The 20,210-nt window shown below is 58.7% G+C and carries 23 protein-coding genes and 1 pseudogene; 19 read left to right on the plus strand and 5 right to left on the minus strand.

The window, feature by feature from the left end; translation table 11 throughout:
• Window positions 1–43: 43 nt before the first annotated feature.
• Window positions 44–1,138 carry an iron-sulfur cluster carrier protein ApbC gene (apbC, locus tag BT199_RS08045; RefSeq protein WP_014717147.1) on the plus strand — a complete coding sequence of 365 codons (1,095 nt, stop codon included), beginning with the start codon at window positions 44–46 and terminating at the stop codon, window positions 1,136–1,138.
• Between the two features lie 522 nt (window positions 1,139–1,660).
• On the opposite strand, the gene fdxA is transcribed toward apbC, so the two are convergent.
• From fdxA to BT199_RS08060, 3 genes and pseudogenes are all read right to left on the minus strand, one after another.
• Window positions 1,661–1,984, minus strand: coding sequence for a ferredoxin FdxA (fdxA, locus tag BT199_RS08050; protein WP_014717148.1), 324 nt, complete (start codon window positions 1,982–1,984; stop codon window positions 1,661–1,663).
• A 142-nt stretch (window positions 1,985–2,126) separates the two neighbouring features.
• Window positions 2,127–4,718 carry a DNA mismatch repair protein MutS gene (gene mutS, locus BT199_RS08055; RefSeq protein WP_038449077.1) on the minus strand — a complete coding sequence of 864 codons (2,592 nt, stop codon included), beginning with the start codon at window positions 4,716–4,718 and terminating at the stop codon, window positions 2,127–2,129.
• A gap of 214 nt (window positions 4,719–4,932) precedes the next feature.
• Window positions 4,933–5,136: pseudogene (locus BT199_RS08060) on the minus strand (DUF3077 domain-containing protein); the annotation flags it as partial.
• A 451-nt stretch (window positions 5,137–5,587) separates the two neighbouring features.
• Between BT199_RS08060 and BT199_RS27395 the strand changes: the two are divergent.
• The 4 genes from BT199_RS27395 (at window position 5,588) to BT199_RS08075 (ending at window position 9,730) form a co-directional block, all read left to right on the plus strand.
• Window positions 5,588–6,973 (plus strand): phosphoenolpyruvate carboxylase family protein, encoded by a 1,386-nt coding sequence (locus BT199_RS27395; RefSeq protein ID WP_256575935.1) that lies wholly within the window; start codon window positions 5,588–5,590, stop codon window positions 6,971–6,973.
• On the plus strand, window positions 6,970–7,929 hold the full coding sequence (locus BT199_RS27400) for a hypothetical protein (RefSeq protein ID WP_256575936.1): 960 nt from the start codon (window positions 6,970–6,972) through the stop codon (window positions 7,927–7,929). The genes BT199_RS27395 and BT199_RS27400 overlap by 4 nt, the downstream gene beginning before the upstream one ends.
• Before the next feature lie 64 nt (window positions 7,930–7,993).
• Window positions 7,994–9,049, plus strand: a complete 1,056-nt coding sequence (locus BT199_RS08070; protein WP_072434265.1) for an NAD(P)-dependent oxidoreductase — start codon at window positions 7,994–7,996, stop codon at window positions 9,047–9,049.
• Window positions 9,050–9,076: 27 nt separating this feature from the next.
• The gene (locus BT199_RS08075) at window positions 9,077–9,730 is read left to right on the plus strand and encodes an RraA family protein (protein WP_072434266.1); all 654 of its coding nucleotides are present in this window, start codon (window positions 9,077–9,079) and stop codon (window positions 9,728–9,730) included.
• 297 nt (window positions 9,731–10,027) lie between these two features.
• Here BT199_RS08075 and BT199_RS08085 read toward each other — a convergent pair whose 3' ends face one another.
• Window positions 10,028–10,399 (minus strand): hypothetical protein, encoded by a 372-nt coding sequence (locus BT199_RS08085; RefSeq protein ID WP_072434268.1) that lies wholly within the window; start codon window positions 10,397–10,399, stop codon window positions 10,028–10,030.
• Window positions 10,392–10,880, minus strand: a complete 489-nt coding sequence (locus BT199_RS08090) for a Panacea domain-containing protein (RefSeq protein WP_014717156.1) — start codon at window positions 10,878–10,880, stop codon at window positions 10,392–10,394. Before BT199_RS08090 ends, BT199_RS08085 begins: the two co-directional genes overlap by 8 nt.
• A 225-nt stretch (window positions 10,881–11,105) precedes the next feature.
• Here BT199_RS08090 and BT199_RS08095 point away from each other — a divergent pair, with 225 nt between their 5' ends.
• The 14 genes from BT199_RS08095 (at window position 11,106) to BT199_RS08155 (ending at window position 20,170) form a co-directional block, all read left to right on the plus strand.
• Window positions 11,106–11,849 carry a LexA family transcriptional regulator gene (locus tag BT199_RS08095; protein WP_172832690.1) on the plus strand — a complete coding sequence of 248 codons (744 nt, stop codon included), beginning with the start codon at window positions 11,106–11,108 and terminating at the stop codon, window positions 11,847–11,849.
• Between the two features lie 590 nt (window positions 11,850–12,439).
• Window positions 12,440–12,778, plus strand: coding sequence for a phage holin family protein (locus BT199_RS08100; RefSeq protein ID WP_005785384.1), 339 nt, complete (start codon window positions 12,440–12,442; stop codon window positions 12,776–12,778).
• A gap of 23 nt (window positions 12,779–12,801) precedes the next feature.
• Complete coding sequence (locus tag BT199_RS08105) at window positions 12,802–13,317, plus strand: hypothetical protein (RefSeq protein WP_014717158.1); 516 nt, start codon at window positions 12,802–12,804, stop codon at window positions 13,315–13,317.
• A gap of 3 nt (window positions 13,318–13,320) precedes the next feature.
• Window positions 13,321–13,932: a phage baseplate assembly protein V gene (locus tag BT199_RS08110; RefSeq protein ID WP_038449087.1), complete on the plus strand. Its 612-nt coding sequence runs from the start codon at window positions 13,321–13,323 to the stop codon at window positions 13,930–13,932.
• Between the two features lie 9 nt (window positions 13,933–13,941).
• Window positions 13,942–14,274, plus strand: a complete 333-nt coding sequence (locus BT199_RS08115; protein WP_014717160.1) for a phage baseplate protein — start codon at window positions 13,942–13,944, stop codon at window positions 14,272–14,274.
• The gene (locus tag BT199_RS08120) at window positions 14,271–15,266 is read left to right on the plus strand and encodes a baseplate J/gp47 family protein (RefSeq protein WP_014717161.1); all 996 of its coding nucleotides are present in this window, start codon (window positions 14,271–14,273) and stop codon (window positions 15,264–15,266) included. Before BT199_RS08115 ends, BT199_RS08120 begins: the two co-directional genes overlap by 4 nt.
• Entirely contained in the window at window positions 15,263–15,901 is a 639-nt protein-coding gene (locus tag BT199_RS08125; protein ID WP_072434269.1) for a phage tail protein I, read from the plus strand. The genes BT199_RS08120 and BT199_RS08125 overlap by 4 nt, the downstream gene beginning before the upstream one ends.
• Complete coding sequence (locus BT199_RS08130) at window positions 15,898–16,428, plus strand: tail fiber protein (RefSeq protein ID WP_014717163.1); 531 nt, start codon at window positions 15,898–15,900, stop codon at window positions 16,426–16,428. Before BT199_RS08125 ends, BT199_RS08130 begins: the two co-directional genes overlap by 4 nt.
• A 53-nt stretch (window positions 16,429–16,481) precedes the next feature.
• Complete coding sequence (locus tag BT199_RS08135; protein WP_020301162.1) at window positions 16,482–17,234, plus strand: hypothetical protein; 753 nt, start codon at window positions 16,482–16,484, stop codon at window positions 17,232–17,234.
• A 9-nt stretch (window positions 17,235–17,243) separates the two neighbouring features.
• Window positions 17,244–17,480, plus strand: a complete 237-nt coding sequence (locus tag BT199_RS08140; protein WP_014717165.1) for a phage tail assembly chaperone — start codon at window positions 17,244–17,246, stop codon at window positions 17,478–17,480.
• Between the two features lie 88 nt (window positions 17,481–17,568).
• On the plus strand, window positions 17,569–17,742 hold the full coding sequence (locus BT199_RS27215; protein ID WP_003189022.1) for a hypothetical protein: 174 nt from the start codon (window positions 17,569–17,571) through the stop codon (window positions 17,740–17,742).
• Between the two features lie 2 nt (window positions 17,743–17,744).
• Complete coding sequence (locus BT199_RS08145; RefSeq protein ID WP_072434270.1) at window positions 17,745–18,911, plus strand: phage tail sheath protein; 1,167 nt, start codon at window positions 17,745–17,747, stop codon at window positions 18,909–18,911.
• A complete protein-coding gene (locus BT199_RS08150; RefSeq protein ID WP_014717167.1) occupies window positions 18,911–19,417 on the plus strand; it encodes a phage major tail tube protein in 507 nt (168 codons plus the stop codon). Before BT199_RS08145 ends, BT199_RS08150 begins: the two co-directional genes overlap by 1 nt.
• Window positions 19,418–19,597: 180 nt before the next feature.
• Window positions 19,598–20,170 carry a phage tail assembly protein gene (locus BT199_RS08155; RefSeq protein WP_072434271.1) on the plus strand — a complete coding sequence of 191 codons (573 nt, stop codon included), beginning with the start codon at window positions 19,598–19,600 and terminating at the stop codon, window positions 20,168–20,170.
• Window positions 20,171–20,210: the final 40 nt, after the last annotated feature.

Consider the following 20,210-nt stretch of genomic DNA (forward strand, 5'->3'; position numbering starts at 1 on the left):
GATAGCCGCCTGTTTCAGTCAGTCTTTTTTTCGGGAGTAGCCCATGAGCGCCGTCAATCGCGCAGCGGTGGAAGCCGTTCTTCGCCAGTACACCGACCCCTATTTGAACCAGGACCCGGTCAGTGCCGGCTGTGTACGTGCCATCGAGGTCCAGGGCGACCAGGTGTCGGTGCAGTTGCAACTGGGTTATGCCGCGGGCCTGTTCAAAAGCGGTTGGGCGCAGATGCTGCAAATGGCTATCGAGGGCCTCGACGGTGTGGGTTCGGCCAAGGTCGACATCCAATGCGTGATCACGCCGCACAAGGCCCAGGCGCAGATCCCGGGTCTGGCCAACGTCAAGAATGTGGTGGCGGTGGCTTCCGGCAAGGGTGGCGTGGGTAAATCCACCACCGCGGCCAACCTGGCCCTGGCCTTGGCCCGGGAAGGGGCGCGCGTGGGCATTCTCGATGCCGATATCTACGGGCCGAGCCAGGGCGTGATGTTCGGCATCGCCGAAGGCACACGGCCGAAGGTCAAGGATCAGAAATGGTTTGTACCGATCGAGTCGCTGGGTGTGGAAGTGATGTCCATGGCGTTTCTCACCGATGACAACACGCCGATGGTCTGGCGCGGGCCAATGGTCTCTGGTGCGTTGCTGCAACTGGTCACACAAACAGCTTGGGGCGACCTCGACTACCTGGTGATCGACATGCCGCCAGGCACCGGCGACATTCAACTGACCCTGGCGCAGAAAGTGCCGGTGGCCGGTGCGGTGATTGTCACCACGCCTCAGGACCTGGCGCTGCTGGACGCCAGGAAAGGTGTGGAGATGTTCCGCAAGGTCAACATCCCGGTGCTGGGCGTCGTGGAAAACATGGCGGTGCACATCTGTTCCAACTGCGGGCATGCCGAGCATTTGTTCGGTGAAGGTGGGGGAGAGAAGCTGGCTACTCAGTATGGCGTTGAACTGCTGGCATCGCTGCCATTGGCGATGGAGATTCGCGAGCAGGCCGATGGTGGCAAACCTACCGTCGCGGCAGAGGCCGATGGGCAGATCGCGATGATCTATCAGGAATTGGCCCGTCACGTCGGTGCGCGGATTGTTTTGCAGGAAGCGACGGCGCCGGCAATGCCGACCATTACCGTGAGCGACGATTGATTAGGCTTTAACGGTTACGCGAAAAGCCTGACGATCCGTGGTGCTCTCAGGTTTTTCGCGAGCGAGCTCGCTCCTACAGGTGGGGCGCCAAAAGGGCTTGTTGCTACTTTGCGCAATGCACGTGTAAGCATTCGCTTACTTTTTCGTAAGTGTTTGGTTTTTTTAGCGGTTGCGTACGTCTTGAATCGACGAAGCTATTATCTATCTTTTTGAAAAATAACGATTATTTTCATGCTGGCGAGCGGCAAAGTTTGTCAGCCCGCCGTGGGGATCGCGTTGAACTTCCCTTGGAACGCTCTAACATCAGCCCTGTGTCCACGGATTGGCACAGCCATCAAGGAACGATGGTTTGAAGGAACGTCGCAGGATGCGATTCATCAGGATGATGAAAAGGAATACAGGGACTAGGGAAAAAATGTGGGCGGGTCATACCGCCCCTTTTTTTGCCTGTAGAAAAGTGAACCCAGGCACCCGAACGCAAAAAAGGCCCTCAAGGGCCTTTTTTTGTTGGGCAGTGGCGCTTTAGCGCTCTAGTTGCTCAATCTTGTTGGGCTTGCCATCCCATTCGGCGGCGTCCGGCATCGGATCTTTGCGCTCAGTGATGTTTGGCCAGATGTCTGCCAACTCGACGTTCAACTGAATGAATTGCTCCATGCCCGCAGGCACTTCGTCCTCGGAGAAAATCGCGACGGCCGGGCATTCTGGTTCACACAGGGCGCAGTCGATGCACTCATCCGGGTGGATAACCAGGAAATTCGGGCCTTCGTAGAAGCAGTCCACCGGACAGACTTCTACGCAGTCGGTGTACTTGCACTTGATGCAGTTGTCGGTGACGACGAAGGTCATTTCTAATTTTCTCCTCAGGCGGCGGCAGCGAAACCCCTTGTGGTGGGGTTCGCGAGGTTTGAGAGCGATAGTCTGCGGACCAGGCTAAAAGCCCGCAGCATCCCAAACCGCGCGAGATTCTATCAGCTTGCAAGCGTCTGCGTTATATCCGAGTCTTCAGTGCATATAACATTTCGAGCGCTTTACGCGGCGTCAAGTCATCCAGATCAAGCTTTGCCAACTCATCCAGCACTGGATGGGGCAGGCTGGCGAACATATCGCTCTGGTGCGGCGCGGCGGGTTTCTTGCTGGCTTTGGCCGGGCTGGCGACCACCGTTTCATGGGGCAGGGCCGTGGTTTCCAGGCGGCTGAGGTGTTCGCGGGCACGGGTGATCACCTCGTTCGGCACACCGGCCAACTGCGCCACGGCCAGGCCGTAGCTCTGGCTCGCAGGCCCTGGCAGCACATGGTGCAGGAACACGATGCGCTCGTTGTGCTCGGTGGCATTGAGATGCACGTTGGCCACCAGCGGCTCGCTTTCCGGCAACACCGTCAGCTCGAAGTAGTGCGTGGCGAACAGCGTGTACGCACGCAAATGCGCCAAGCGTTCGGCCGCGGCCCAAGCCAGGGACAGGCCGTCGAAGGTGCTGGTACCGCGACCTACTTCGTCCATCAGCACCAGGCTGCGTTCGGTGGCGTTGTGCAGAATGTTGGCGGTTTCGCTCATTTCCACCATAAAGGTTGAACGGCCACCGGCCAGGTCATCGCTGGAGCCGATCCGCGTGAAAATGCGGTCCACCAGCGACAATTCGCAACTGGCTGCGGGTACGAAGCTGCCGATATGCGCCAACAGCACGATCAACGCGGTCTGGCGCATGTAGGTGGATTTACCACCCATGTTCGGACCGGTGATTACCAACATGCGGGTATCGTCGTCCAGCGACAGGTCATTGGCAACGAACGGCGTGGTCAGCACCTGCTCTACCACCGGGTGACGGCCTTGCACGATGCGCATGCACGGTTCGCTGACAAACCGTGGGCAGTTGAGGTCCAGGTTCAGCGCCCGTTCGGCGAGGTTGCTCAACACATCCAGCTCCGCCAGGGCGGCGGCGGTGTCTTGCAACGGCGCCAGGCGGCTGATCAGGTCCTCGAGCAAGGCTTCGTACAGCATCTTTTCCCGCGCCAGGGCGCGGCTTTTGGCCGACAGCGCCTTGTCTTCGAACTCTTTGAGCTCTGGGGTGATAAAACGCTCGGCGCCTTTGAGGGTCTGGCGACGTTGATAGTCGATAGGCGCCGACTCCGCCTGCTTGCTCGGCAACTCGATAAAGTAGCCATGCACGCGGTTGTAGCCGACTTTCAGGTTAGCCAGGCCGGTACGGGCTTTTTCGCGGGCTTCCAGGTCGATCAGGAACTGCCCGGCGTTTTCGCTCAGGGATTGCAGCTCATCCAGCTCACTGTCGTAGCCGGTTTTCAACACACCGCCGTCACGAATGATCGCCGGCGGGTTGTCGATGATGGCTTTTTCCAGCAGTGCTGCGAGGTCTGGATAAGTACCGGCCGTCACGGCCAGCTGTTGCAGGTGCGGCGTGTCCAGTTCGGTCATCGCCACTTGCAACTGCGGCAGGGCGCTCAAGGCATCGCGCAGACGAGCCAAGTCACGGGGCCGCGCATTGCGCAGGCCGATCCGCGCGAGGATGCGCTCGATATCGCCAATCTCTTTCAGTTGCGGCTGCAATTTTTCAAAGCGGTAGCCGTCGAGCAGGCAAGTAATAGAAGACTGGCGTGCTTGCAGCACGGTCAAGTCCCGCAGCGGACGGTTCAGCCAACGGGTCAGCAAACGGCTGCCCATGGCGGTCTGGCAACGGTCTACCACCGATTGCAGGGTGTTATCGCGGCCACCGGCCAGGTTGGTGTCCAGTTCCAGGTTGCGACGGCTGGCGCCATCAAGCACCACGGTATCGTCCAGACGCTCATGGCGCAGGCTGCGCAAGTGCGGCAGGGCGGTACGCTGGGTTTCCTTGGCGTAGCTGAGCAGGCAGCCGGCAGCGCCGATAGCCAGGGTCAGGGTTTCGCAACCAAAGCCTTTAAGGTCCTGCACCGAGAACTGCTGGCACAGACTTTTCAGTGCCGAATCACGTTCAAAATCCCACGGTGCACGACGTTTGGTTCCCCGACGCTTCTCGGCGGGCAAGTCCTTGGGCCAATCATCCGGGATCAACAACTCCACCGGATTGATACGCTCCAGCTCCGCCAGCAGGTTTTCCCAACCCTTGATCTCCAGCACGCTGAAGTTGCCACTGGTGATATCCAGCACCGACAGGCCGAACAGACGCTCATCGCCCAATACCGCAGCGATCAGGTTGTCGCGACGCTCATCCAGCAACGCCTCATCACTCACCGTGCCTGGGGTGATGATGCGCACCACCTGGCGTTCCACCGGCCCTTTGCTGGTGGCCGGGTCACCGATCTGCTCACAGATCACCACCGACTCGCCCAGCTTGACCAGCTTGACCAAGTAGCCTTCCAACGAGTGATAAGGAATCCCACACATCGGAATCGACTGCCCCGCCGACTGCCCGCGCGCGGTCAGGGTAATGTCCAGCAGCTTGGCGGCCTTCTTCGCGTCTTCGTAGAAGATCTCGTAGAAGTCGCCCATGCGATAGAACATCAACTGATCAGGGTGCTGGTTTTTCAGGCGCCAGTACTGCTGCATCATCGGGGTGTGGGAGGACAGGTCTGAAGTGTTTTTACTCATTGGGTAGTAGGCAAATTCGTTGAAAGTGATGGGGCAAAGGGGGCGCTTGGCCCAGCATTTTTTGCGATGGCGGCAAGGTTAACACGCGAGGTCGGGGGTTCGCAGGTCGCAAACGGATAGGTAAAAAGCAAAAGTGGTGCCGCCCCGATATCCACCACTAAAGGAGCGGCGCCGCCACAGGTTAGCGGTTGCCCGCCTTTTCTATTTTCGCGGCTTACTGGGTATTAACCGGCGAATCCAACACCTTCACCCCATCATCAACCACCGCCTTGACCATTTCCTGCAAGTCATGCGAAGCCCAGGCGTAACGGTCCGTCTCCTTGGTCATCGCCGCATCTTCTACGAGCAGCTTGGCGACGTGGAGAAGATTGGAGGTGGGGTGCAAGGCGTTTTGCAAGGAGACACCGCTGTTAATGCGTGAACCTGCTCTGGTTTTTCATAAAGCCGTGTTTATGAAGAATTGTTTAAGTTGCGCTCGCAGGTCGTGCCTTCGCGAGATCCTTCCTGGGGCGAGCGTTTTTGAGCGGGTGAATATAATTTCGAATAATCAGGGTTTTAGAAAAAACATCCGCACTAAAAAGAATCGTTGATGTGATTTTTATTAGCTTCCTATCATTTTTTTCTGGCTCTCTATTCCAAAAAGGTCTTTTGTCGAAAAATTCGGAGCATGTTTTATTGCTCACAGATGTAACAAATTGTTTCATTTTTTTTGCCGTTTTTCGGTATCGACAAGGGGGCTTTCTGTCGGCGAACAGGTGAGTTCCGTTCGTTGCGACGCAGTGGGTTAAGCCTGGGACATTGATGATTTTGCGTGTGTCTGTTCGGCGCGCTGCAAACAAGGGATTTGACAATTATCGAGGCTTGAACCCATGAATCATGTGATCAACTCCATACTGGAAAATGCATCAACTCGCCCCTCAATCGGCCATACCAACCCCGCGCTACTGCATGACGTCCTATGGCGAGCCCTGGAGCACGCACTCAAGGCCAACACGGATGATGCTTCCCACACCCCGCATGCCCGTGCCTGTCTCAGGATCTATGCTGAAATCGATACGCTGTCGTATCTGGACAAGGGTGATTCGAAATTGGCCGCAGCTCTGGGCAAGGCGTTCTTCGAATCGCGCTCCAGCAAAGACGTCGAGGCATTCTGGAAGTTGTTACTGATCAAGCAACTGCTGTTCGAATTGTCGGTCAGGGGTGTGGCGACCCAGATTGCTTCGCAAGCCAGTCTGCCTCGTCAGTTGCTCACGCTCGATCCGCAGTTGATTGCAGCGCCTGCGGGCGTGAATATCAGCCTGGGAGTGCTGTGCAAAGAAACCGATCAGCTCAAGCATTCCGTTGTGCTGGTCTTGCAGAAACTGGCACAGCACGTCGAGGATCGTGGCCTGAAAAAGCCTCAAGTCACTGCGCAGCTTCTGCTGGAGTTGTACAACGCCGTGTGGTCGGGCAGTAATGGCACCGATATCGAGTCACAGATTTTTTACGCCGACAGTGTGTATGACGCGTTGCCCGACGTGCATCACGCCCTGGGCCTGGCGCCGCAGGAAAAATGGCTGACTTTGTTCACCTGGTTATACGGCGACAAGGATGGCCGCCCCTATGACACCAACCAGCACACCGAAACCCTGGTGGTGGCGCTGGAAACGGCGCTGCGCAATCGCTACATCGCTGATATCGACAGTCTGATCAAGGACGGCGGCGCACGGCATCGCCTTGAAGAGATTCGTGCTCGCGTGGGCAAGGATCATCCCGAGCATTTCAAGCGTCCCGCCGAACTGATCGACGCACTGAGCAGCATCCGTTTTACCCAGCCCGCCGCCATCGACCGTCTGCTGCTGCGGGTGCATGCGTTTGGCTTTCACTATCTGGATATCGAGTTTCGTGAAAACGCCGAGATGTTCAGCTGCGTGGTCGATGAGATCCTTTCCAGTCAGTGGCTGGAAACCATCGGCCTGGGCCAGGGCCGGCACTATCACGAGCTGGATGAGCGTGCGCGTCAGGCCGCCCTTGAGGTCGCGCTGGAGGGCGGGGCGGCCCGGACGCCCGCTGCCCTGTGGCAGGAGTATTTGCAACGCACCACGCCGATTTACACGCGGAAAGTCGAGCAATATGCCGGCCAGGATTACATTGCGCTGATGGAGCAGGATGCGAGCTATATCCGCATGCACGATGCGCGCAACGCGGTGGAACGGTTTGAAATGATTGACCGTTATCGCGACCGGATGAAAATCCCGCACGGTGTAATGGGGTGATCGCCGAGACCTTGCAGGAGTTCGGCGCGCTGGAGGGCCCGGAAACCCGCTTCATGCTGGCCGGCTGCGCGGAGATGCGCGCTCATCTGCTGACCCGCAACCAGTCCGTCAACTTTCTCAGCCAGTTGTACCGTATGCACGCCGAGCCCAAGCCGCAGCCGTCCGAGGAGGTCATTGCCGGCAGGGTTCAACGTTGGGGGGGCGTGGTGCGCCGCTACCAGGCGACGTTCTTCGAGCATCCGGCGCTGCCTTCCCTGCTGCGGGACCTGGCGCGATTCGATGTGGTCAGGGCCACCGCCAAAGGCACCCGGCCGCCTTCTCGTATCTTCAACATCAAGGTGTTCGAGTCGCGTCCCGATGCCATTCGTGCGATTCCCTGGACCCGCGCCTTGCTGGCCGGTGGATTGCACAGCGAACTGATCGGCGTCGGGCAGTTTGCGCAAGAGCCGGCAACTTGCTTGTCCAAGGCCTTCAACGAGGATGAGAGCTTTCACACCTACGTCAAAGGCATGGCCTACGCCATTGCGCGAACCGACCTCAAATGCGCCTGGCTGACCCTGACCGGCAGCATCCCGGAAAAGGCCCACATCCAGAGGCTGGCGCAAGCCTTGAAGACCGAAGCCGTCGGTACCGCCGAACAGCTGCTGGCCAGCCTGCACCTGGAAGTGATTGAAGGTAAGCGCTTCGTGTACAAAGCCACCAACGGCACCGAGCCGGCGGATCCATGGAAAATCAAGGAAGGCAGCTTGCTCAACCTCTGGCCCAGCCTCAGGGCCGAGGTCTATCTCAAGGAAAAGAACTTGCGAATCTATCGCTTGTTTCTGCTCTACGCCAAAAGCAATCCCGCGTTCATCCAGTCGTCATCGCTGAATGATTTCTACAGCGGGTTCCTCGCGGCCGTGAGTACCGATGCAGGTTTGGTCGATCCCGCAAGCGCCCACCATTTCACCTGGTGATTAACCCCGATGCCCAGGGCAACCTGGGTATCGGCAGGCGCTACCCTCCAAGAGGATCAACTGTATGGCATTTACCACCTTGATACTGGATGCCCCCGGGCCGCCGTTACTGTTTGAGGAAGTCGATCGCTTTCTTGAACTGGGCCTGGGCGTCACCCTCAACCTGCATTATTTCGCGGACAAAGAGTGCATCCGGCAGCACTACGGCACGCGCATTCACTATGCCGAGATCAACTGCCATGACGAGCCTGGCTTTATTGCCGCCGTGAGTCAGGCCGGGGGTTACAGCGTGTTCAAGACGCGCCTGAACATCCCGTTGGGCGCTGGCCTGATCCGCGCTGCCACCTCGCCGGCGTTGGCCACGCCACTGCGCGCCATTGCCCAGGCTGGCACAGGGATCAATCATATTGATCGGCTGGCGTGCGAGCAGTGTGGCGTGGCGATCCTCAACACACCGGGCTCCAACGCGACCGCTGTTGCCGAATACGTCGTGGCCCAGGCGCTGTTTCTGTCGCGCGACCTGGATGACTACAACGCTGAAACGCACAACGGCCATTGGGCAAAAGGCTCCTTGGCACCTGCCTGCGAATACGCCGAACTGACGCTTGGGCTGGTGGGCACCGGCAGCATTGCCCGGCAGGTGGCGCGCAAGGCTGCGGCGCTGGGCATCAAGGTGATCGCCACCGGATCCGAACGTTTTACCGAACCGGTGGCGCACAGCCTTGGGCTTGAACGGCGGGCAGGTCTTGAACAGTTACTGGCCGAGGCGAACATCGTCTCGATCCACGTGCCGCTCACCCCGCAGACCCGAGGCTTGTTCGGCACCGCCGAGTTCCAGCAGATGCGCCAGGGATCAATCCTCATCAATACCGCGCGCGGCGGGATCGTCGACGAACACCGGTTGGCCGCTTTCATGCGCCAGTTTCCCAGGCATATCAAAGCCGTCGCCATCGATACCTTTGCCCTTGAAAAAGACCGCTTCGACTCGCCATTGACCGCTATTGCCAATGCGCAATTGACGCCGCACATCGCTGGCAATACCACCACGGCAATCCGGACGGCGTCACGCCAGATCGTCGACAAGATCCACGCATTCAGTGCCGACGCCACCGCGCGTTAACCCACAGGACACAAGGAAGGCCACATCATGCAAACCTCTATTGTTACCCGCCTCGAAGCCCTGAGTTGCACCGACCTCAGCGATGCGATGGACCGCCTGAAAATCGTTTGCCAGTGCACCGACATCCTGCCTCTGGACGGGTCGTTCAACCTCACAGGCAAAGCCTGGACCCTGCGCTACGGCCCTATTGGCCTGGACGGCGGCTCGGTGGGTGACTACATCGACGACCTTGAGGCTGGCCAGGTGGTAGTGATCGACAACCAGGCGCGGCTCGACACCACCGTGTGGGGCGATTTACTGACCTCTACCGCCGCCCGTAAGCAGTTGGCCGGGACGGTGATTGACGGTATCTGCCGCGATGTCGACCGTGCGTTGGAGCTTAACTACCCGATCTTTTCCCGGGGGAACTGGATGCGCACTGGCAAGGATCGCGTGCGTGTCGAAGCGATCCAGGCGCCCGTTACGCTGGGTGGCGTGCGGGTACAACCCGATGATTGGTTGCGCGGCGACGCTGACGGCCTGGTGGTGATTCCGGCCGGCTCACTGAGCGAAGTGCTGGAGGTGGCCGAAGAAATCCACCAGGCCGAAGAACATATTCGTGCGGCTATCGAGGCGGGCGTTCCTTTACGCAAAGCTCGCGCCGATTACGGCTACCACGCCTTGCAGACTCCGCGCCGCTGACTGGCCGACGACAGAAGCCGCCGCGGCTGCGGCTTCAGTTGATGCTGGTCGGGGTGGTCAATAGCACCGACCCGGTTAAGCGGGACCGGGTCTTGCGCAATACAGACGTGGCGGAAATCCGAGGTGTTGGCCGCAAGATGAAACTCCACCTCGGTGCGATTTTTGCAGCCGGTCGCTGCTGGATAGCTCGGCAAAAACTAAAAAAACCGATCAGTGCCTTGAAGATGATTAACTGACTTTTGCGTGCTCACACCTCAATGCCGGATAGAGAGAAGTCAGGGTATGAGTACGACCAGACTATTTGGATTTACGCCCACTAGCCGGAAACAACCCTCTGATCACCCCAAGAAACGCCGCAAACAAGTTGATTGAAGTCGCCGTAGTGATGGCAATCAACACATTGTCCGAGAACGGCGCGTTACCCGAGTAATACGTCGACCAGCCATTCCACACCAGCAGGACCCCCCAGAAGATCACCCCGCACGCAGCGAACCAAAACGCACGCCCCGCATATTTCTTGCGCAGTTGCCTTTCAGCCTTCTGGTCTTTGAGGTTCTGGCTTCTTTCATCGTCGGTGCCTATGGCTTGCTCGCCACCGGCTTGGGTGTCCTGGTCAGGCCCTGCCACGGGGGGCAAGGTGAGTTCCAGGTTGTCGAGTTCTTCACTCACGGATGCGGCTCTTTGGGTGAATGAGTGTGGCCATGTCTTCCCAGTCGATGGCCGAACCGTCGGCGCCCTTGAGGGCCCAGGCTGTGCCGTCCTCGTGGGAGAGGTTGGACAGTTGGGTGCCAGACCACTTGCCGTATTTGTTGATGATCCGGTCAATCAAACGATGGGTGTAGGTATCGCTCTCAGGCACTCTCGGTGTCACGAAGACAATGTCTTCGGCGTCGGGCTTCAGGTTGCTGAGCAACGCGGTCACCGGGCGATTACCGTAGGATTTTAACTCATGGTAAAGCGACGGAATGACCGGGCCATATTGCCAGCGGGCGAAGTGATCATCCATGAGGGGCTGATCCCGTTCGCGCAAATGCCAGGACTGCGTATAAAACAGCAGTTTTTGCAGCTTCATGGGCGTCAGGCCCGAAAGCTTGCCTTCCTTCGCACGTTCAATGAAGGCGTTAGCGACAGCTAGCGCTGAATAAGCCATGAGCACCTCCGTCGTTGCTGGCTACGTTGTCAAAGAGTTTTATACATAGGCCTTGAGTTGTCGACATGCAAGGTGTTGATCGGCAGCAATACCAAGCTGTCGGAATAATAGAGCGTCGATAACTGGTTGTATATACAGTATTCCGATTCGAATTAAGTGAGGTCCGGATGTTTAATGCATAAATATGCAAATTAGCATTTGCCAACCCCCCAAACTCCCGTCACTATCCGCGCTATGCAAAAACGCAACGTTTCTATCGTCTTAAGAGAGCTGCTGGACCGCGACCGGATCTCCCCCACGGAGCTTCACCGACGCACTGGCGTGCCTCAATCCACACTGTCCCGGATCCTCAGCGGCAAGATCGTTGATCCGTCGGATAAACACATCTCCCGTATCGCCGAGTATTTTCGCGTGAGCACTGATTACCTGCGCGGGCGCGCAGCAGTGGGCGCTTTGCGCGATGACGGGCGCGACCCGATGCATTCGGAACTCAAGGACATAAGCCTGTGGGACGACGACACCCCCGTCAATGATGACGAGGTGTCGATCCCCTTTCTGCGCGAGGTTGAATTGGCTGCTGGATCAGGAAGATTCGTCATCGAGGAAAGCGAAAAGGCCAGCCTGCGGTTCGGCAAGCGCAGCCTGCGGCATAACGGTGTGCAGTTCGACCAGGCCAAGTGCGTGACGGTGCGCGGCAACAGTATGTTGCCGGTGTTGCGCGACGGCGCCACGGTGGGGGTCAATGCCGGCAAGAGCGGCATTGGCGACATCGTCGATGGCGACCTGTATGCCATCAATCACAACGGCCAGTTGCGGGTTAAACAGCTCTACCGCCTGCCTTCCGGTATCCGCCTGCGCAGCTTCAATCGTGATGAACACCCCGATGAGGACTACAGCTTCCAGGATATCCAGGACGAGCAGATCAGCATCCTCGGTCATGTTTTCTGGTGGGGTATGTACGCCCGCTAACCCCCACGCGTAAGAAGAAACCCGCCCATGTGCGGGTTTTTTTTCGCCCGCAGAAAACCGGCAAACCCCAATCCAGTAAGGCTTCTAATGCATATGCGCATTTCCGCAGCAAAAATAAATGCGTTTGTGCATTGACTGGATATGCATACATGCATATTCTTCATCTCAAGCCAGCCAACAAGGCCTGGTGGAGGCGGCAAGGATGCTGCCAAGGAAGACAAGGAAGGCACGCAACATCGGCAAGGACGCCATCGAAGCGATGGCAGGGATGCCAGGCAACACCGGCAAGGATGCCGACGCTCTTTAGTTTCACCGCTTCAACAACAGGCAGCGATGAACCGGCCTTAACGGTTCAGAGGGTTGGCAACTGACCCGGGTGTGCAGCATAAAGCACCAGAAGCAGTTATCCGGCAGACAGGGATCGTGGTCGGAAAAACATCGAGGAAAGGACCGTACCGCGCCAGTAGCGCCGAAAGTCCGAGGACATCATTACTGAAAAGCCCGGGCGACCGGGCTTTTTGGAATGCCTACCTACTCAAGCATTTGTAAATGAAAGACGGACTATCTATTGCTCAGCCAGGAGGCGTGACATGACAAATGAACAGCAAGCGTTAGCGGAAATGCCTATCTGGCTGGTGATCGTATTGGCAGTGATCGGCGGCGTATCCGGCGAGATGTGGCGGGCCGACAAGGAGGGCGCCCGCGGTTGGTCACTGATCCGCCGTCTGGCCCTGCGTTCCGGGGCGTGCATGGTTTGCGGGGTTTCCGCCCTGATGCTGTGCTACGCCGCCGGAATGTCGATCTGGACCGCCGGCGCCATTGGTTGCCTGACCGCCATGGCCGGTGCCGACGTGGCCATCGGTCTTTATGAACGGTGGGCAGCCAAGCGCATCGGGATCAACCAAGGCTCCCGCCAGGACCCGCAGTAATTGTTGCAAGGACGCTACTTAAAATGACGCTTATCGAAAAGCCATCCCAACTGCCCCAGGCCATCGGCGCGGTGCTGCACGCGGCCTTCCCGGACATCAAGGTCGGTAGCCACCAGGACTTTAAGGGCGACGCCGAAAAAACCGGTGTGCAGGTCACGGTCGAAGGCAATGGCCCGGGCATTCGCTCTCGCGAAGGGCGCAAGGCTCACGTGCTGAGCATTTCACTGAGGGCCATGGTCGCCCCCGGTGCATTGCCGTTCGATGCCTGCGACCTGGCCAGCCAACTCATGGACCTGGTGTTGGATAACCGTTGGAACCTGCCCCAGACGCAGTGCGATTTGCCGGCGAATATCGTCGCCGCTCCCGCTGCGCGCACTTCCGTGGAAACGGACTACGACACCTGGACGGTTTCCTTCACGCAAACCCTCTATCTGGGGCCGGTGTTACTCGACGATCCCACAGGCCAACCGCTATTTGCCTGCACTTGGGACGTCTCCAACATCGACGACCCAACCCAATACCAGCCACTGGCGGAGTAGCCCATGTTCGACGCGCTGTTACGCATGCAATTGGGACCGATCGTCGAACGCCTGGCTGAGATGGAGTCCCAGCTTGAGGACCTCTACCGCCGCGCCGAGAGCTTCTGCCGGATCGGCATCTGCCAGCACGTCGATGCGGCCAGCAACACCTGCAAGGTCAGCCACGGTGACCTGCTCACCCCGGCGATCCGCTTTTTCAACCCCAGTGCCGGTGCACAAACCGAAACCCGCATCCCCACGGTGGGTGAGCAATGCCTGCTGCTTAACTACGGCGGGGGGGAGGGCGGTGTGCAATCCGTGGCCCTGTTCGGCCTCAACAGTGATCGCTTCCCGCCGGTCTCCAGCGTGGCAACGCTGACCCGGCGGCGCCATCAAGACGGCACCCAAAGCGACTACGACGATGCCAGCCATACCTTCAACTGGGTCAACGGCCCAACCACCGTCAGCGGCTCCCGTGAACAGGTCGACATTAAAGTCGGCGCTGCCAGCCTGACCATGAATGCCCAGAGCATCACCCTGCAAATCGGCGGTACCAGCCTGTTGCTGGATGCCGGCGGCGCGCACTTCAGCGGCCCGGTGGTGGACCATCAAGGACGCGTCATCAGCCCCCGATAAGGACACCCCATGCTCGGAATCGATAGGAACACCGGGGCGGCCGTCGACGACTGGCTGCAATTTGTGCAGCGCGCCACCCGAGCGCTGACCACCCCCATCGGAACGCGGCAAAAGCGCCCGCTGTACGGCTCACTGATCCCGCAATTGCTCGGCCAGAACCTGGGCGATGACTTGCTGATCCTCGCCCAAAGCCACGCCGCCCAAGCGTTCTACAACATTCATAACGGCATTGGCGATTTTGACCCTCAGGTCATTGTCGCTACCCGCCAGGGCGCCGGCCTGCTGCTGCGGTTTGCCGGCACCTGGAAAAACCGCCAACAATCCTTCGAGGTCGTGACATGAGTATGCTGATCCCCGGCCAGAACCAACTGGCGGAACCGGCCATCATTAAGGTCGATGAGTTCGAACCGTTGCTGGCCGAATTCAAAGCGTTTGTCATCGACTACGTCGCCACTCGCGCGCCGCAAAGCGCAGCCAAACTCCAGGTCAGCCTCGACAACGAAAGCGAACTGCTGACCCTGGCCCTGGAAGCGTTTTGCGTGCGCCTGCAAACCCATGAGCGCAAATACAACGCCCGCATCAAGCAGATGCTGGCGTGGTGGGCCACCGGTAGCAACCTGGATGCGCGCCTGGCCGATATGGGCCTGGAACGCCAAGTGCTCGACCCAGGCGACCCGGCCGCTTTCCCGCCGGTGCCGCCCACCTTGGAAAGCGACGACGACGCCCGCCTGCGCTACTACCTGGCACCCCACGCCCCAGCGGCGGGCTCGCGCATGCAGTATCGCCGCGAAGTGTTCACCTTGGGCGAGCGCCCAGCAGTGAAAGTACAAAGCGCGACGCCCGGTGTGGTCACGGTCACCTACACCTTCGACCCCGACGGCTACGCGGCCCAGGTCAAGGACGGCAACGCTCGCCGCACCGCACCGGGGGAAGTCATGGTCACCGTGCTTTCCAGGGAGGGCGACGGCACGCCATCTGTCGACTTGCTTGACGGTGTACGTCGACATTTCGCACGGCCGGATGTACGGCCAGAAACCGATCTTGTCAGCGTCCAAGGCGCGCAGATTCAACCCTATAAAATTCGTGTGGTGGCCAAGATCAACGCCGGCCCGGACTCGGGGCTGACCCAAGTGGCCGCGCAGAAACTGCTGCAAGACTACGCCGAGTCCTGCCACCGTCTGGAAGGGCGGGTGGACCCCAGCTGGATCGACTACGCCATCCACAGTGCCGGGGCCGCGCAACTGCACATCCTCGAACCGCTGGCGCCGATTGTCAGCACGGCGTTCCAGGCCCCGTATTGCACGGGCGTCGAGGTGGAGGTGCGCACACTATGAGTGAACCCAAAGCGAGTTTGCTGCCCGCCAACAGCTCACCGCTGGAAAAGGCGTTGGACCTGGGCTTCGGCACATTGCTTGAGCGTGTCGCCCCGCCGTTTCCGGCGCTGATGAACCCGCTGTATACCCCTAGAGAGTTCCTGCCTTACCTGGCCGCCGACCGTGGCGTCAGCGAATGGGATGCCGAGGCCAGCGAAGCGGAAAAACGCCTGACCGTGGCCTTGTCCTGGCAGATTCAACGCCAGGCCGGCACGCCCAAGGCACTCAGTTATGCGGTGGAGTCACTTGGCTTCACGCCCAATATCAGCGCCTGGTACCAGCAACGTCCGCTCGGCGTGCCTTACACCTTCGACGTGCAGGCGATCATCGGGCGCAGTTGGTCCAGCGGTGATCACAACCGGCTGATTCGGCGTATCAATGCGGCCAAGAGTGAGCGGGATCTGGCGACGATTACCATCGTGCATGAGACCGAAGGCCAGCTCGCGCTCACGCAAGTGCTCGACGCGCCTTTAAGCGACGGCGAGTTCTACCTGAACGGCGCATTGCCGGACCTGGCGCTGGTGGCTCGCCTAAACAGTGCCGGGGTTGCCCAGCACTACACCATTAACGATTACGACCTCAGGGCGCAGCCATGACAGATGAAATCACGCGCCTGGTGCGCTTCACCTCCAAAGGTTTGGATGAAGTGCTGCAGGCAAAGAACCAGGGCCTCAAAGGCGAAATCACCCACATCGGCGCCGGCACCGGCCGCTACAACCCCGACGGCACGGAAGTGGCCTTGCGTGACGAGCGCCAACGGGTGGCCATCGTCGATTACGAAGACCTGGGCGAGCGCCAACTCAGGATGGCCGCGCTGTTTGATGGCGACGGCGAATATGAGATTGGCGAGTTCGGGTTTTACCTCGCCAGCGGCACCTTGCTGGCGGTGTATTCCGTGGCGGGGAAGTTGCTGACGTATAAAGCGGCGGCGGCGCGGGTGCTGCAGAAGTTTACGCTGGATGTTTCGCCGTTGCCGGCGGATAGCGTGACGATTGTGGTGGGGAATGACAATTTGAATGTGTTATTGACTGATGAAATTGCGGCCTTATCGGCCGCGAGCATAGACAATATGGCACGCGGTGTAGGGGTTCTATTTCGGGTGATGGAAGTCGAAAAGAAATAGGGCGTTTTTAATTGATTTCATATGACGCTCATCAGGCGTTTAGGAGCATCCATTTGAGTACTGAACAGCAACTTGCTGCCGTCGTTAGTGCGGCAAACAACTTAACTAACGTTATTACTGGAAAAGTCGGAGAAATTGACAAGGCGATAGCTAATGCCCGCTTGGCGTATGACGCACAATTGGCGGAGTTGAAAAATAGACTCCCAAGGTTAGCGGTCACCAAGAACTTCAATCTTTCCCCCAACGCCGACGGAACACTGATTGAAAATTGGGGGATTCATGCTGAAGTGACGCCCACTAAGCTGCGAACTATTACCCCTGTTTCTCAAGCGGCCGGACGCCCGCAAGCTGATGTGGATTTCATGCTCCAGGTGCAGGCAGATGTGCGGGAACAATATCCAAGCTTTGAAATCAGGGCGAGCGACTATTGGCGCACGTTTGTATATCTGTGGCAAATGAAGTGGTCGGTGTCAGACGTTAGTCCTTGGCTTGCGTTCCCATACACGGTCGATATGGCGCTCGCGAATGGCTCTGGTGCAGTACCGCAGAACTCCTACCTGACGGTAGGCGCCTTCGTGCGTCTTTTGGAAGGTAACGTGTCTGGAGCATGGAGTAATGGCGTTGAAAAAGGTAAATGGCGCTGGTGTTCCAGTGTTATTTCTCCTACTGAACTTTTTGGGAGTTATTACCATCTGCACCCAATGCGCACCTCTTCCACTGGCGTTGTTGAGGTGATGCTGGCAGGGGCTTGCACAGGCGTTGTAACCAACCCAGGTGATTGGGGAACGATGTTGGCTCTAGGCTAAGGAGAAAATATGAAACCGCTATTTGTACCTGCTGAACTTCATCCGATTATCAAGTGGGAAATGATCCGTAAGGCAAGGGATCAAGACTTGTCGGCGAGTGATTATGCTGCAATGCCAGACTATCCGATGCTCGAAACCCATAAGCTCATATTCGCTGAGTATCGTAAAAAACTGCGTGATATTCCAGATCAGGGAGAAGATCCAGACGCAGTGCTCTGGCCATCCAAACCCGATTTCCTGAAATAACTGATTACCGCGAAAGCGGTTTTTTTCCGCCTCCCCAAAGCCCCTCCCCGCAGGGGCTTTTGCATTTCCCACTCGGAGATTTCCACCCATGCCCACCCGCCAAACCTACACCGTCCTCATCCCATTCCCCATCGGCAACGGCCATTGGTCCACCGCCGGCGAGGAACTGGAACTGCTCGACGTCGAAGCATCCGCCCTGCGCACCGCTGGCCGTCTGGAACTGACCAGCGTCCTCAACTCCACCCCCAAGAAGGCTGAATAACCATGGCAGAAGTCCTGAACTTCGAGCACAACGGCATCACTGTGAATGCCACTGAATCCCCCGAGGCCATGGGTGGCCTTGGCGATAACGTCATTGGCCTGGTCGGCACTGCGCCGAATGCCCATGCGTCGATCCCCAAAAACGCGCCGTTTCGCATTAACAGCTTCACCGCCCAGGCGCTCCTGGACCCTACCGGCACTGAGTCGGGCACCTTGTTCCAGGCGGTGTACCAGATCCTCAAGGTGGTCAAGGTGCCGGTCTATGTGGTCATCGTCGAAGAAGGCACCACCCCGGCCGATACGATCAATAATGTGATCGGCGGCAACGACCCGGTCACCGGTCGCAAGCTGGGCCTGGCGGCCCTGAGCAGCGTGCCTGAAGACCTGACCATCATCGGCGCTCCAGGCTTTACCGGCACCAAGGCCGTGGCTGGTGAGTTCGCCTCCTTCGGCAAGCGCATCAAGGCCCGTGTGGTACTGGATGGCAAGGATGCGTCCGTTGCCGACCAAGTGACCTACAGCGGCGAACTGGGCGGGGCCGACCTCGGCTTCGACCGTTGCCTGCTGGTGCACAACATGCCGTCGGTGTACTCCAAAGCCGCGAAGAAGAACGTGTTCCTGTCGCCATCCTCGCTGGCCATCGCCGCATTGGCCAAGGTCAAGCAGTGGGAAAGCCCGGGTAACCAGGTGACCTTCGCCGAGGACGTTTCCCGCGTGGTCGAGTACAACATCCTCGACACCTCCACCGAAGGCGACCTGCTCAACCGCTACGGCGTGAGCTACTACGCCCGCACCATCCTCGGCGGCTTCTCGCTGTTGGGCAACCGCTCCATCACCGGCAAGTTCATCAGCTACGTCGGCCTGGAAGATGCCATCAGCCGCAAGCTGGTCAAGGCCGGCCAAAAAGCCATGGCCAAGAACCTCACCAAGTCCTTCATGGACCAGGAGGTCAAGCGCATCAACGACTGGCTGCAAACCCTGGTGGCCGACGAAACCATCCCCGGCGGCAGCGTGTACCTGCACCCGGAACTGAACAGCGTCGAGAAATACAAGAACGGCACCTGGTTCATCGTCATCGACTACGGCCGCTACGCGCCGAACGAACACATGGTTTATCAACTCAACGCCCGCGATGAAATCATCGAGCAGTTCCTGGAGGACGTTCTCTAATGTTTACCAACCGAGTCAGACAGGCCATTGCGGCCACCCTTCAAGGCCTGCCGTTGTCCGCAACCGTGGAAGAGTTCACCCCGCCGAAGATCGAGTTCGACATGGAGGCCATGTCCGGCGGGCGCTTTATCGCCGAGGAAATGGCCAAGAGCGGCAAGGTGCTCAATGCCAAGCTGGTGCTGCAAGGTGCCGGCCCGCAAATCATGCTGGCCCTGGGCGTGCGCATGGGCGACGACATTTTGCTGAACGTGCGTGAAGCCGGCCAGGATCAAGACGGCAAGACCTATTTCACCTACCACACCGTGGGCGGCAAGCTCAAATCCCTGGAGGAGGCGAAGCTGAAAATGGGCGACAAGGCCACCACCACGCTGGAGCTGTCCTGCCGTACCTACAACCGTCTGGAAAATGGCATTTCGGTGATCGATATCGATGTGCGCACCCAGAAGTTCGTGCTCAACGGCGTCGACATCCTTGGCGATGCCCGCCGCGCCGTGCTGATGCCTTAAGGGCCGGCGCAATCTGAAGCGAGCACGGTCAAGGTGGGAGCTGGCTTGCCTGCGATGCAGGCGACTCGGTATCTCTGGAGCATCGAGTGGATGCCATCGCAGGCAAGCCAGCTCCCGCAGGGGCCGTGCTCAGGTTTAGATTTTTTGCACTTTTCAACACCGCTCAACAAGGAATTCCCCATGGCCTGGATGCCACCGTTGCACATCCTGCTGTCCCCGATCACCGCCGACACCGGTGCAATGATCGAGCAGGTTCAACTCAAACCGTTGTTCTACGCCGCGCAAAAAGACGCGCTGGCCCGGGCCGGTGATGACGAGGACGACCAGTTCTTCGAACTGGCGAAACTCGCCACCGGCCTGTCGGAAAAAGAGCTCGACCAACTCAAGCGCCCGGACTACGTGAGCATTGCGCAGTACGTACACGAAATGTCGACACGCCCGGCCTCGTTCTTCCTGAAAGAACAGGACGTGACGACCCACGACCAGCCTGTCCACCTGCTATTGCCCCTGGAAGCCGCCGGCCGAACCCTGACCGAACTGCCCCTGGAAATACCCGCCTTGCGCGCCACCAAAGTGATGAAAAAACTCGCCACCAACAAAGAGCGCGCCGAGTTCATCACTGCCCATTGCACGGGCCTGATGATCCCCGACCTGGCCGGCTTGACCGTGCCCGACTGGACGGAACTGCAGGAGCGTATCGACGATTTTTTAAATCAACCGGCGGACTTCTTTCGCAGCGCGACATCGAAGTAATCCTCGATGTGGTACCGCTGATCTACTCGGTCAATGAGGC

It is taken from the genome of Pseudomonas sp. NFR02, from assembly GCF_900119375.1.
Lineage (GTDB): Bacteria > Pseudomonadota > Gammaproteobacteria > Pseudomonadales > Pseudomonadaceae > Aquipseudomonas > Aquipseudomonas paracarnis.